8 protein-coding genes and 1 pseudogene are annotated in these 12,627 nt (G+C 65.9%); 3 read left to right on the top strand and 6 right to left on the bottom strand.

Annotation, left to right across the window (positions count from 1 at the left end; translation table 11 throughout):
• Positions 1–109: 109 nt before the first annotated feature.
• Both XarbCFBP7408_RS16725 and XarbCFBP7408_RS16720 read right to left on the bottom strand, forming a co-directional pair.
• Positions 110–1,621 (bottom strand): S41 family peptidase, encoded by a 1,512-nt coding sequence (locus tag XarbCFBP7408_RS16725; protein WP_104563918.1) that lies wholly within the window; start codon positions 1,619–1,621, stop codon positions 110–112.
• 142 nt (positions 1,622–1,763) lie between these two features.
• Positions 1,764–3,062, bottom strand: a complete 1,299-nt coding sequence (locus tag XarbCFBP7408_RS16720) for a murein hydrolase activator EnvC family protein (protein WP_181106736.1) — start codon at positions 3,060–3,062, stop codon at positions 1,764–1,766.
• Between the two features lie 97 nt (positions 3,063–3,159).
• Here XarbCFBP7408_RS16720 and XarbCFBP7408_RS16715 point away from each other — a divergent pair, with 97 nt between their 5' ends.
• On the top strand, positions 3,160–3,816 hold the full coding sequence (locus tag XarbCFBP7408_RS16715) for a hypothetical protein (protein ID WP_104563917.1): 657 nt from the start codon (positions 3,160–3,162) through the stop codon (positions 3,814–3,816).
• A gap of 60 nt (positions 3,817–3,876) precedes the next feature.
• Positions 3,877–5,670, top strand: a complete 1,794-nt coding sequence (locus tag XarbCFBP7408_RS16710; protein ID WP_104563916.1) for a M28 family metallopeptidase — start codon at positions 3,877–3,879, stop codon at positions 5,668–5,670.
• A gap of 339 nt (positions 5,671–6,009) precedes the next feature.
• On the opposite strand, the gene XarbCFBP7408_RS16705 is transcribed toward XarbCFBP7408_RS16710, so the two are convergent.
• From XarbCFBP7408_RS16705 to XarbCFBP7408_RS16690, 4 genes and pseudogenes are all read right to left on the bottom strand, one after another.
• A complete protein-coding gene (locus XarbCFBP7408_RS16705; RefSeq protein ID WP_181106738.1) occupies positions 6,010–6,459 on the bottom strand; it encodes a PepSY domain-containing protein in 450 nt (149 codons plus the stop codon).
• Between the two features lie 323 nt (positions 6,460–6,782).
• Entirely contained in the window at positions 6,783–7,841 is a 1,059-nt protein-coding gene (locus tag XarbCFBP7408_RS16700) for a glycoside hydrolase family 5 protein (RefSeq protein WP_104563914.1), read from the bottom strand.
• 452 nt (positions 7,842–8,293) lie between these two features.
• Positions 8,294–9,284, bottom strand: a pseudogene (locus XarbCFBP7408_RS16695) (glycoside hydrolase family 5 protein).
• 792 nt (positions 9,285–10,076) lie between these two features.
• Positions 10,077–11,150: a glycoside hydrolase family 5 protein gene (locus XarbCFBP7408_RS16690; RefSeq protein WP_104563913.1), complete on the bottom strand. Its 1,074-nt coding sequence runs from the start codon at positions 11,148–11,150 to the stop codon at positions 10,077–10,079.
• Positions 11,151–11,459: 309 nt separating this feature from the next.
• On the opposite strand from XarbCFBP7408_RS16690, the gene XarbCFBP7408_RS16680 reads away from it, so the two are divergent.
• Positions 11,460–12,518, top strand: a complete 1,059-nt coding sequence (locus XarbCFBP7408_RS16680) for an NAD(P)-dependent alcohol dehydrogenase (RefSeq protein WP_104563911.1) — start codon at positions 11,460–11,462, stop codon at positions 12,516–12,518.
• Positions 12,519–12,627 lie beyond the last annotated feature (109 nt).

The following is a 12,627-nucleotide window of genomic DNA, read 5'->3' as shown; positions in this document are numbered from 1 at the left end:
GTGGCGGCCGGGTGATCCAGGGATGCGTGCAGGTGGCGTGGCAGTGCCGGCGCGGATCGATCGGGCCTGGCGCGCAGCGGGAGTGATCCCCCGCTGCGCGGTGGCCGGATTACCTGACCGGTTCGGCCGGCGCAGGCGCGGCCGGTTCCACCGGCGGCGCGGGCCTGGCCTTGTCGGCGGGTTCGCTCGGCTTGTCGGCAGGCTTGGGCTTGTCGGCTGCTGCCGGGCGCGCGGCGGCCGGCCTGGGCTCGGCTGCGGTCTTGGCGGCCTTGGCCTTCTGCGCTGCCTGTGCCTTGGCCTTGAGCGCGGCGGCTTGCGCCTTGGCCGCCGAGCCGGGCTGCTTGAGCTCGGCCAGCGCGGAGGCGATCGGGCCATCGCCCGGCAGCACGTCGCCGGCGGTGTAGCCCTCCTCGCCTTCGGCATCGCCACGCAGATGGCCCGGCAGCGTGGCTTCGCTGAAGTCGGCCAGGCTGGCCGGCACGTCGGCATCGCCGGGCTGCGGTTCGGGGGTGAGCAGCACTTCGGGCACGATGCCGCTGGCCTGGATCGACTTGCCACTGGGGGTGTAATAGCGCGCGGTGGTCAGCTTGACCGAGTCGCCGTTGTCCAGCGGCAGCACGGTCTGCACCGAGCCCTTGCCGAAGGTGCGGCTGCCGATGATGCGCGCGCGCTGGTTGTCGCGCAGCGCGCCGGCCAGCACTTCCGAGGCACTGGCCGAGCCGGCGTCCACCAGCACCACCACCGGCGCGCCGCCGAGCAGATCGCCCGGGGTGGCGTCGAACTTGGCATCGCTGATGGAGATGCGCCCGCGCGTGCTGACGATGTTGCCCTTGTCGAGCAGGTCGTCGGCCACCTGCACCGCCGAGGTCAGCAGACCGCCCGGGTTGCTGCGCAGGTCCAGCACCAGGCCGCGCAACTTGCCGCCGGCCTGCAGCTGCTTGAGGTTCTTCTGGAAGTCGGCGCCGGTGTCGGCCTGGAAGGTGCTGATGCGGATGTAGCCATAGCCCGGCTCCAGCAGCTTGCTGCGCACGCTGGCCACGCGGATGGTCTGCCGCTGCAGGGTCACGTCGAACGGCTTGGGCGCCTTGTCGCGCACGATGGTCAGCACGACCTTGCTGCCGGATTCGCCGCGCAGCGGTTCCATCGCCTTGCTGGCGTCGATCGGCTTGCCGTCGATGGCCACGATGACGTCGCCGGCGCGGATGCCGGCACGTGCGGCCGGGGTGTCGTCGATCGGCGCGATCACCTTGAGCGTGTTGTCCTGCTGCTGCAGCAATTCCACGCCGATGCCGTCGTAGGCGCCGGTGGCCTGCTCGTCGAAGGCTTCGGCATCTTCCTTGTCGAAGTAGGTGCTGTGCGGGTCCAGATCCGAGAGCAGGCCGCGCACTGCGGCATGCATCAGCTTCTTGTCCTCGACCGGATCGACGTAGGCCTGCTTGACCGCGTTGTACACCGCCACGAAGCGGCGGATCTCGTCCAGCGGCACCTTGGAGACGGCGGCTTCGTTGGCTTCCGGATCGTCCGCAGTGGCCTGGGCGGCGGCGGGACTGGCTTTCTGCGCCCAACCGGGTGAGGCGAACAACGCCAGCGACAGGGCAACGGACAGGACGGCTACGCGCATGAAGCACTCCGACAAAGAGATAAGACGCCCCGCAACGGAGCGCTTCGGATTATGCGCGAAGCGGCGGTAAATCCGCGTTGACTCGGTAGAGCCAGGGATGGTTGGCGGTCATGCACCGTCACGCGCGCTGCGTGCGCCGCACTCAGCGGCGCTGCAACCAGCTCGACGGATCCACCGGCTGCCCGTTGCGACGCAGTTCGAAGTACAGCGCCGGCACGCCCTGCCCGCCCGAGCTGCCGACCTTGGCCACCGCTTCGCCGCGCTTGATCGACGCGCCGGCATCGCGCAACAGCGTGTCGTTGTGCGCGTACAGGCTCATGTAGCCGTTGCCGTGGTCCACGATCAGGATCATGCCGTAGCCGGTCATCCAGTCGGAGAACACCACCGTGCCGTCGGCCACTGCGGTGACGGTGCTGCCCTTGGGCGCCCCGATCAACACCCCCTTGCTGGTGTGGCCGTCGGGCAAGGTGGCGTTGAAGCGCGCCAGCAGGTTGCCCGACACCGGCCAGCTCATGCCGCCGACCTTGGGTGCCGGCGCACTGGTGATGACCTTGGGCGGGGTCTTGCCGGGACGCTCGGGGCGCTCGGTCTTGCTGCGTTTGGCCTGCGCGGCGGCTTCGGCGGCGGCGCGTCTGGCGGCGGCGCGCCGTTCGGCCTCGGCCTTGGCAGCGGCCGCGCGCAGGTTGGCAAGCAGCTGTTCCAGCGACCTGGCGTCCTGGCCCAGGGCTTTTTCGCGCTCGGCGCGCTGTTTGTAGCGGTCGTCCAGCTGCGCGACCGTCGCCGCCTGCTGCGAGCGGTCCTTCTGCAGCAATGCGGCCTGCGCCTTTTGCTGCGCACGCGCCGCATCCAGCGCCTGGCGACGGCTGGCGATGTCCTGCTCCACCTTGGTCAGCGCATCCAGCTGCGTGGTCAGTGCCTGGATGCGCTGTGCACGCGCGTTCTGCACGTAGCGATGATCGGCCAGCATGCGCGTGGCATCGCCCACGGTGTCCTGCGACAACAGCACCTTCAACGGCGCGTTGCGGCCGACCTGGTCGGCGGCGCGCAATAGCGCAGCCAGCTGCACGCGCTGGTTCTGCAGGCCGCGCTGCAGCTGCGCGCGCTCCTGCTGCAACTTGCCCAGATGCTGTTCCTGCGCGCGCATCGCCGTTTCGGTCTCGCTCAACGCGCGCGAGGTCCTGGCTACTTTCTCATCGGCCTGGCGCAGTTGCTGGGCGGCAGTGCCGCGCTTGCCTTCCAGCTCGCGGCGGTCGGCGCTGATGGTCTTGAGTTCGTCGCGCAGCTGCTGCAGTTTGCGCTCGGCCTCGCGCTGGCTTTGCGCACCGGCCGCGGTGCTGCCCAGCAGCGCGCAGGCCAGCACGGTGGCCGCCAGCCACGCGCGGGAGCGGCCGGTGGCGGGGGCAGGCAGCGGGCGCGATCGCGGGGCGGGCGACAGGGGCAACGAAAGGTCCAGTGACTTCAGGCAGGTGCGCGATTGTAGCCAAGCATGGTGTGATCGCCGCCACGCCCAAGACAGCCGCCGCCGCGCAAGGTTCAGCATGAAGCCCCAGCATCTTCTCCTGGCATTGTCCCTGGTCTGCGCAAGCGCCTGGGCCGACGAGGACATCAGCAAGGTCAACGGCCGCATCAGCGCCGAGGCCGGCAAGGTCTATGGCGCGCTGGAAACCGTCAACGGCTCCATCGAGGTCGGCGCCGGCGCGCAGACCCGGAGCGTGGAAACGGTCAACGGCAGTATCCAGATCGGCGACAACGCCCGCACCGGCGACGTGTCCACGGTCAATGGCGCGATCACGCTGGGGCAGAAGGTGGTGGTGTCCGGCGGGCTGGAGACGGTCAACGGCAGCGTGCTGGTGGAGCGCGGCAGCCGCATCAGCGGCGGCGTGGAAACCGTCAACGGCAGCATCGGCCTGGTGGAAACCGAGCTCGGCAAGGGCATCGAGACCGTCAACGGCGACATCACCGTCGGGGTGCGCTCGCATGTGCGTGGCGGGATCGAGGTGACCAAGCCCAACTTCAGCTTTTCGTTCAAGCCGGCGCGCAAGCCGCGCGTGGTGATCGGCCCGGAGGCGGTGGTCGACGGCCCGCTGGAGTTCGAGCGCGAGGTCAGCCTGTACGTGCACCGCACTGCCAAGATCGGTGCCGTCACCGGCGCCACCGCGCGCAGCTTCGACAGCGACGTGGCACCCAAGGACTGACGCGCTCACCACGGGGCCAGCGCCTAGAATCGGGGCACCTTCGCCGCACGAGGAGTCCCGATGCCCCGCAAGATCCTGTTGTGCCTGGCCGCGACGCTGGCCCTGGCCGGCTGCAAGCGTGAACCCGCCGATGCGCCGAGCGCGCCCGCCGCACAGGCGCCGGTGGACACGGCGGCCAGCGCACCGGTCAGCCGCCACACCTTTTCGCCGGAGCTGACCGGCGACGACTTTGCCGAGCTGGTCAAGACACTGGCCTCGGATGACTTCGAAGGCCGCGGCCCCGGCACGCCGGGCGAAGAGAAGACCGTCACCTATATCCGCGACCAGATGCAGCGCATCGGCCTGCAGCCGGGCAACGGCGACAGCTGGTTCCAGGAGGTGCCGATGGTGGAAACCACCGCCGATGCGGCTACCGCGCCGACCCTGCGCAGCGGCGAGCAGACCCGCACCCTGGCCTTCGGCACCGACATCGTGGTCGGCACCCGCACCGGCCAGGCCGAGGTCAAGCTGGACAACAGCGAGCTGGTGTTCGTCGGCTACGGCGTGGATGCGCCCGAACAGCAGTGGAACGATTACGCCGGCCAGGACTGGAAGGGCAAGACGGTGGTGATGTTCGTCAACGATCCCGGCTTCCACACCGGCGATGCCAAGCTGTTCGACGGCAAGCGCATGACCTATTACGGGCGCTGGACCTACAAGTTCGAGGAAGCCGCCCGCAAGGGCGCGGCCGCCGCGCTGATCGTGCACGACACCCCGGGCGCCAGCTATGGCTGGGACGTGGTCAAGAACTCCTGGGCCGGCCCGCAATACGACCTGCCGGCCAAGGACGATCCCGATCCGCGCCTGCCGGTGCAGGGCTGGGTCAGCGCCGAGACCGCCAAGCAGTTGTTCGCCAATGCCGGGCTGGATCTGGCGCAGGCCTACAAGGACGCCAGCAAGCGCGGCTTCAAACCGGTGCCGTTGAAGGCCAGCTGGTCGGTCGACCTGAAGAGCACGATCGCGGAGAAATCCTCGCGCAATGTGGTCGGCGTGCTGCCGGGCACCAGCCATGCCGACGAGGCAGTACTGTACATGGCGCACTGGGATCACCTGGGCAAACACCCGGGCGAGAGCGGCGACAACATCTATAACGGCGCGGTGGACAACGCCACCGGCGTGGCCGGCATTCTCGAGATTGCCGATGCGTTTGCGCACCAGGATCCCAAGCCGGCGCGTTCGGTGGTGTTCGTGGCGGTGACGCTGGAAGAATCCGGCCTGCTCGGCTCCAAGTACTACGTGGCCAACCCGAGCTTTCCGCTGGACAAGATCGCGGCGGTGATCAACCTGGATGCGATGTCGGTGGCCGGGCGCGCACGCGATGTCACCGTGGTCGGCATGGGCAGCTCGGAGCTGGAAGACATCCTCAAGCCGATCGCCGCGATGCAGGGCCGTACCCTGCATGCCGAAGCCACGCCGCAAAGCGGCTCGTATTTCCGCTCGGATCATTTCAACTTCGCCAAGGCCGGCGTGCCGGCGCTGTATGCCGATGGCGGCGAAGACCTGCGCGAGGGCGGTACCGCTGCCGGACGCGCGGCCGCCGAAGACTACGGGCGCAATCGCTATCACGCCCCGGGCGACGAATACGATGCGGCCAGCTGTAAGCTCGATGGCACCATCGAAGACCTGCAGGCGGTGTATGGCGTGGGCAAGGAGGTGGCCGCCGGCCAGCGTTGGCCGAACTGGTATGCCGGCAACCCGTTCAAGGCCGCGCGCGATCGCATGATGGCCGGCAAGCCCGCTGCGGACGCCGCGGCAGCGGCGCCTGAGGCCGGGAAAGACGCCGCCGAGGGCGAGAAGGCGGCGCCGGCGCGTTGACCGACGCCTGCACCGCATGCGATGTCATGCAGCCGATGCATGGCGTCGCGATGCGGCCTGCAAGGTGAGCGGCAGCGCCGCGCCCGCAAATCGCGATCAACGCAAAGGGCCTCCAACAGGAGGCCCTTTGCATGGGTTCGTTCTGGCAGTGACGGTTGCGGAGGTGCATGGATGTGCCAGATCGCGCACCGCACCTCACCTGACGTACTGCTCTTCTTCGTCGCTGTTCCGCCAGAAGATCCCACCGGCATGGGCGATGCAGTCGATCGTGCTGACGGCAATGCGTTGCCATCAGCACGGCGGCACTGTCGGCACGCCGCCGCCCCCGAGATGCGATGGTCAATCGTTATCCACGCTCACCACGTGCCCGTCATCCGGATCGACATGCAGATCCACCTTCTGCCCGCCGCGTTGCTCGGCGTCGGCCTTCCACAAGCCGTCTTCGAACGTGAGGTCGTGTACGTTGGAATAGCCGCCGGCCGACAACGCAGCGCGGATATCGGCCTCGCTCAGCTTGGAGGTGGTCTGGTCGCCATACACGCGGCCAGTCACCGGATCGATACGCACATCCACATCCTTGCCGTCGCCGCTGCGTGCGTCGGCGGTCCACACGCCATGGTCGAACTTGACGTCGTGCACCTTGGTATAGCCCTTGTCGGTCAGCATGCTGGTGACCTCGCGGGAGGTCAGCGCCTTGGCCGGCTTGTCGGCGGCGGCCTGCGCGAACGCGCCCTGCGCTGCCACTGCGAGTGCGCCGATCAGCGCGGTCTTCATCAGTCGATGTGCCATGTGATGCTCCTGCAGTGAAGTGCGCCCATGCTGGACGCAGCGTTATCGCTGCCAGGTGAAAACCGCTGCAAGCCGCCACAAGAGTTCAGTGAGCTCAAGCGTCGGTGATGATGCGCGCACGGCGCGGCCGTGCCGTACGCACGTACATCCACTGGGTGCGTGCGGCATTGCGGTGCAATGGACGCGCAGCGCGCTTTGCACACTTCAACGTGGTCGCATCAAGACAGCCGTGCTCGCTGTGTGAGCCGACATACCGCCGGCGCAAGGACGCAAAGGCGAGCCGCCTTGCGGCGGCTCGCTTGACTCAACCCATCTGCCTCACATTACGGAATGGCGCGTGTGGCGCGCACCGCCTGCGGCGAGAGGATGGACATCTGCGGCTTGTCGGTGCCGTCCTTGTTGGGATGCACGCTGTACTGATAACTGACGTTCCACCACGAACCGGCAGCCCACCATGTCCAGCCCGACCAGACATCTGCGTTGGCATCGATATAGCGGAGCATGCCGCGCAGCGCTTCATTGCAGACGGGGTTGTTGGCGGTACCGAATTCGCCCAGAAACCCGCGCCTGTGGTTGGTGCGCAGCCACTCGGTGAAGCTACGCAGACGCTCGACGCCGATGGTGGCACTGACGCAGACATTGCTGGTGCCACTGGAGTCGGCATCCAGGTATTGATGCACTTCGAACGCGTAGCGATTGAGCGGATCGTAGATCGAAACCAATGCGGTTGCGTTGGAATAGCCGTCGCTGGTGGGTGAATACCAGCTGTGCGCACCGGTCCACAATGCGCCGGGCACCAGGATCAGGTTGTTCGCGCCGGTGGCGCGAATCGCATCGATGCCTGCCTGTGCAGTGGCAGCCCAGGCGCTGGCCGAGACGCCGTTGGGCTCATTCATCAGCCCGAAGATCACCGCGTTGTCGCTGGGAAATGCCAGCGCAAGGCGGCGCCACAGATCGGCGAATGTGGCGATCGGCACTTCGTCGCCGATCTTGTCACCGTAGTATTTGCCGTAATTGTGGATGTCCAGCACCAGATACATGCCCGATGCCTTGGCGCGTGCCACGGCTTGCTGTACCAGGGCCAGTTGGGTCGGATCCAGTTCGCCGCGTGCACTTGGCTGCAGGCGTTCCCACAGCACCGGAAGGCGGATCGTGTTCATGCCGACGCCGGCGAAATAGGTGTAATCGCTGGCCGCGGCATACATGTAATCCTTGTTGAGCACGCCGGGCTTTTGGGACGATGTGAATTCGGCACCGGATAAATTGACGCCGGCATACGTCAGTGCACGTGTTTGTGCGTGGACGGTTGCGAATGTGCCCAACAGGATGCAGAGCAGGACGCAGCGGACAACGGCACGCAGCGTGTGAGGGACAGCAGACATGAAACAACTCCTTCGACGGCGGGGGGATGGTGTGTCGCAGCGGTTTGCGTGCGATCTGCGCGAAGTGCGCCACACCTGTCGTAACCAATGCATCTGTCGTGCCTAAATGCCCTCCACATCGAATGTGAAGGCTGGGTCGCAGTCACTTACCGCAGGGGTCACGTTCTGGAACAACATGCTGTGACGCGCCGCGCTGAAAAGCGGTCGCGCACGCTTGTCGACACCGCCATCGCATGCATGGCGCTGTCGAAAAATCGGCGAATGGATGCGCTCGCCGTCAACGGTGCGACGTCGGATCACTGACGCTGCACCGCTATTGCGCGCGCCACGTGCTGGCGTTTTATTGCGTGACGACTGTGCTCACCGCGGCTGGGCACGGCTGCTGCCTGGCTTGAGCTGGGTGTTTGCTCCGCAGCGTGCGACGGTTGCCCATCGCACACTGCTTGCTTCGACTACTGGGTGACGCGTTTTGCGCGCGCGCTCAGGATGGACATCTGCGGCTTGTTGCGGCACTGCGCATCCGGCTGCACGTTGAACGGGTAGCTGCGGTTCCACCATGCGCCGGCGGCCCACCAGGTCCAGCCCACCCACACCTCGCGGTTGCTCTCCATGTAGCCCAGCATGCCGTTGAGTGCGCTGTTGCAGGTGGCGTTGTTGCCGGTGCCGAACTCGCCGAGAAAGCCCTGCTTGTGATTGAGGCGTAGCCACTGGGTGAAACTGCGCAGGCGCTCGCCACCGGCGGTGCCGCTGACACACCCGGCGCTGGTGCCGCTGGAGTCCGTGTCCAGGTATTGATGCACTTCGATGGCGTAGCGATTGAGCGGGTCGCGAATGGAGGCCAGCGCCATTGCGTTGGACTGGCCGGCCACGGTGGAATAACAGCTGTGCGCGCCGCTCCATAGCGCGCCGGGCACCAGGATCAGATTGTTGGCACCGGTTTTGCGGATGGTGTCGATCGATGCCTGCGCGACGTTGGCCCAGGATTGCGGATTGATGTCGTAAGGCTGGTTCATCATCCCGAAGATCACGCTGTTGTCGTTCTTGAAGCAGATCGCCAGGCGTCGCCACAGATCGTTGAAGGTGCTGATCGGCACGCGCGCGCTGCCGATCTTGTTGCCGTAATGCCTGGCGTAGTTGTGGATATCCAGGATCAGGTAAACCTTGGCGGCCTTTGCGTTGGTCAAGGCATGGCGAATCAGTGCCAGCTGTGCCGCATCCAGTGCGCCGCCGGCCTTGGGTTGCAGGCGCTCCCACAGGATGGGCAGCCGAACGATGTTCATGTGTCTGCCGGCGAAGTAGCGGTAATCGCTGGCAGCCGGATACAGGTAGTCGACGTTGAGTACTCCGGCGCTTTTGCGAGGATCTGATTTCGGCACCGGAAAGATTGACGCCTGCGTATTTCAGGCGGTTCTTTGCCTGTGCGAACGGCGCACTCGCAAGCAGCACCATGACAGGCAGCAGCAATGAGAGCGCACGGCTGGACAGCCGGCGCGTCGGAGTGGGGGAGGGCAACATGGGTGGCTCCTGAAGCATTTGCGGGGGAGATGCATTGCCCTGGCGTGGGCCTGCCACGTGCATGACGACACTGCATCGCGTTTCACCCTAAGCGCATCTGGGCATTCAAACTACGAATGCGAGATATCACTTAATTCGATCTGTAGGCGACTTCGCAGTTATTGTCAGACATGCACGCGCTTCGTTGTGATAAGGCGACACCGCGCAGTCACTCGCGCTGCATGCCGACTGCACTCTGCGCCGACTGGCTGCGGAAATACGCCGCATCCCGCATCGCTGGAGGGCTGTGGTGCGATCGCAACGCCGTAGGTTGATCGCGTCGCACGCGCGGCAGCGATGCACATCGCAATTGCGACAGGTGCCGCACTGCGCGGGGAATTATCAGAACGCAACGCGCGGCACAGCACGCGCAATCGCAACCGTGCTGCTGCGGGATCGACACGCATGCACATGCAAAGTCACCTGGTGCGCTCGCGGAACTTCGGCACCTGTCATGTGCAGCGCGCGATAGGTGTGGGCTGCGTCATGCTCTCGGCAGCGGGCAGCCAATGCGCCTGCTGCAACAGGCAGATCGGATTGCGGCTGCGATGGATGCAGCGCGCGATCTGCAATCGTCGGTGGATGTCATCGGTGACGCGTGGCAGGACAGGGCGGATGGCGCAGAGAAAACGGTGGCCGCAGCAACCGCGGCGACCACCGTGATCGACCGGCCCGCGCGGCTTACCTGGTCGCGCGGCGGGCGTACTTGCTCAGGATCGACATCTGCGGCTTGTCGCTGCCGTCCTTGCCCGGCTGCACGGTAAAGAAGTAGTCCGGCTTCCACCATGCGCCAGCGGCCCACCAGGTCCAGCCCAGCCACACGTCGCTGTTCTTTTCCATGTAGGTCAGCATGCCTTCCAGCGCCTGGTCGCAGACCGGATTGTTGGCGGTGCCGAACTCGCCCAGGAAGCCCTTCTGCTTGTTCTCGCGCAGCCACTCGGTGAAGCCGCGCAGCTTGTCCTCGCCAACCGTGGCGCTGGTGCACACCGGCTTGGTGCCGCTGTAGTCGTTGTCCAGGTATTGATGCGCTTCGAAGGCCAGGTTGTTGCCCGGGTCCTTGAGGATTTCCAGGGCCTTGGCATTGGAGACGCCATAACTGGCGCTGCGCCAGCTATGCGCGCCGCTGTAGGCGGTACCCGGCACCAGGATCAGGTTGTGGGCGCCGGTCTTGCGGATCGCGTTGATCGCGCCTTGCGCCGCGCTCGCCCAATCGGTGGCGGAAATGCCGTTGGGCTCGTTCATCAGCCCGAAGATCACCGACTTGTCGTCCTTGAATTCGAGCGCCAACCGGCGCCACAGATCCGCCACCGCGGCGGTGGGCACCTCGCTGCTGCCGATGCGCTTGCCGTCGTACTTGGCGTAGTTGTGCACGTCCAGGATCAGGTACTGCTTGTTGGCCTTGGCCGCAGCCACCGATTTCTTCAGCAGCGCCAGTTGCGCCGCATCCAGGTCGCCGTTGAGCTGTGGTTGCAGGCGTTCCCACAGGAACGGCAGGCGAATCGTGTTCATGCCCTTGCCGGCGAAATAACTGAAGTCCGCCGCGGCCGGGTAGGTGTAGTCCTTGAACAGGGTGCCGGGCTTCTTGCGTGAGTTGAACTCGGCACCGGACAGATTGACGCCGACATACTTCAGGCCGCTGGCTTCCTTTCCGGGGCGCGCAGGCTCCTTGGCGTGCGCCAGCGGCAATGCGGCCAGCAGGGTCAGTGCGAGTGCGGCACTGCGCACGGATGGGAGGTTGGGGGAAGAGCGAAACATGGAAGCCTCCTTCGGCATCGACGTAGGCGGCCGCAGGGGGAGGGCACGGCCAGCAGGGATGGTGCAGGGCAGGATGGTGGTTGGTCAGCGTAGAAGCTCCGGCGTTAGCGCGCCATTCACGCCGGCAAACGCGGATTTGATCGTGCGCAAACACCTGCAGGGCGCACCATGCCGCTGCGGTCGCGTCCGCAACCCGGCAGGCAAGACGCACTGTCGCAGGAGTGCGACAGGCAGCTGTCTTAAGCTAGCGCCACCTATTCTTAGGTCTCCCGCACTGTCGCGGGGGACGTCACATCCTGGAGTCTCCCCATGAGCCAAGCCCACGCGTACGCCGCCCAAACTGCCGATCAGCCGCTTGCACCGTTCGTGTTCGAACGGCGCGCGCCAGGCCCCAACGATGTGCAGATCGATATCGCCTACTGCGGCGTGTGTCACTCGGACCTGCATACCGCACGCAACGAATGGCACAACACGCGCTACCCGTCGGTGCCGGGCCACGAGATCGTCGGACGCGTCACCGCGGTCGGCGATGCGGTCACCGGTTTCAAGGTCGGCGACCTGGCCGGTGTCGGCTGCATGGTCGACAGCTGCCGCAGCTGCGCGTCCTGTCAGGAAGGCGAAGAGCAGTATTGCGAGCAGGGCTTCACCGGCACCTATAACGGCCCGATGTTCGGCGGCGGCGAGAACACCTACGGCGGCTACTCCGACCATATCGTGGTCGACCAGAAGTACGTGCTGCGCATCACCCACAGCGACAACCTGGCCGCAGTGGCGCCGCTGCTGTGCGCCGGCATCACCACGTATTCGCCGCTGGCGCACTGGAAGGTCGGTCCCGGTCAGAAGGTGGGCGTGGTCGGCCTCGGCGGCCTGGGCCACATGGCAGTGAAGATCGCCAAGGCGATGGGCGCCACCGTGGTGCTGTTCACCACCTCCGAGAGCAAGCGCGCCGATGCGCTGCGCCTGGGCGCCAGCGAAGTGGTGATCTCCAAGGACGAGGCGCAGATGGCGGCGCAGTACAACACGCTGGACTTCATCCTCAACACCGTGGCCGCGCCGCATAACCTGGACCCGTTCCTCAACGCGCTCAAGCGCGACGGCGCGATGGTGCTGGTCGGCGTGCCCGAGCAGTCGCACCCGTCGCCGGCCGTGTTCAACCTGGTGATGAAGCGCCGCACCCTGGCAGGCTCGCTGATCGGCGGCATCCGCCAGACCCAGGAAATGCTGGATTTCTGCGCCAAGCACAACATCGTCTCGGACATCGAAACCATCCGCGCCGACCAGATCAACGAGGCCTACGAGCGCATGCTCAAGAGCGACGTGAAGTACCGCTTCGTGATCGATATGGCGACGTTGGATAAGGCGGCTTGATCAAGATTGCATCAAATGTATGAAATGCCACCGCTTGCGTTGTTGTTAGACGCAGGCGGTGGCGCGCGGCAGTTTGTCACCAGCGCAGCTTGATGCGCTTACGGCCAAA

Source organism: Xanthomonas arboricola pv. guizotiae, assembly GCF_002940205.1.
GTDB lineage: Bacteria > Pseudomonadota > Gammaproteobacteria > Xanthomonadales > Xanthomonadaceae > Xanthomonas > Xanthomonas arboricola_C.
The sequence above is the reverse complement of the archived record's forward strand: the minus strand, read 5'-3'. Positions and strand labels throughout refer to the sequence as shown.

What these genes read in the sequence shown, in the direction of transcription:
- XarbCFBP7408_RS16725 (WP_104563918.1), bottom strand. Translation starts at nt 1,621, where the DNA reads ATGCGCGTAGCCGTCCTGTCCGTTGCCCTGTCGCTGGCGTTGTTCGCC.
- XarbCFBP7408_RS16705 (WP_181106738.1), bottom strand. Translation starts at nt 6,459, where the DNA reads ATGGCACATCGACTGATGAAGACCGCGCTGATCGGCGCACTCGCAGTG.
- XarbCFBP7408_RS16710 (WP_104563916.1), top strand. Translation starts at nt 3,877, where the DNA reads ATGCCCCGCAAGATCCTGTTGTGCCTGGCCGCGACGCTGGCCCTGGCC.
- XarbCFBP7408_RS16680 (WP_104563911.1), top strand. Translation starts at nt 11,460, where the DNA reads ATGAGCCAAGCCCACGCGTACGCCGCCCAAACTGCCGATCAGCCGCTT.
- XarbCFBP7408_RS16700 (WP_104563914.1), bottom strand. Translation starts at nt 7,841, where the DNA reads ATGTCTGCTGTCCCTCACACGCTGCGTGCCGTTGTCCGCTGCGTCCTG.
- XarbCFBP7408_RS16715 (WP_104563917.1), top strand. Translation starts at nt 3,160, where the DNA reads ATGAAGCCCCAGCATCTTCTCCTGGCATTGTCCCTGGTCTGCGCAAGC.
- XarbCFBP7408_RS16690 (WP_104563913.1), bottom strand. Translation starts at nt 11,150, where the DNA reads ATGTTTCGCTCTTCCCCCAACCTCCCATCCGTGCGCAGTGCCGCACTC.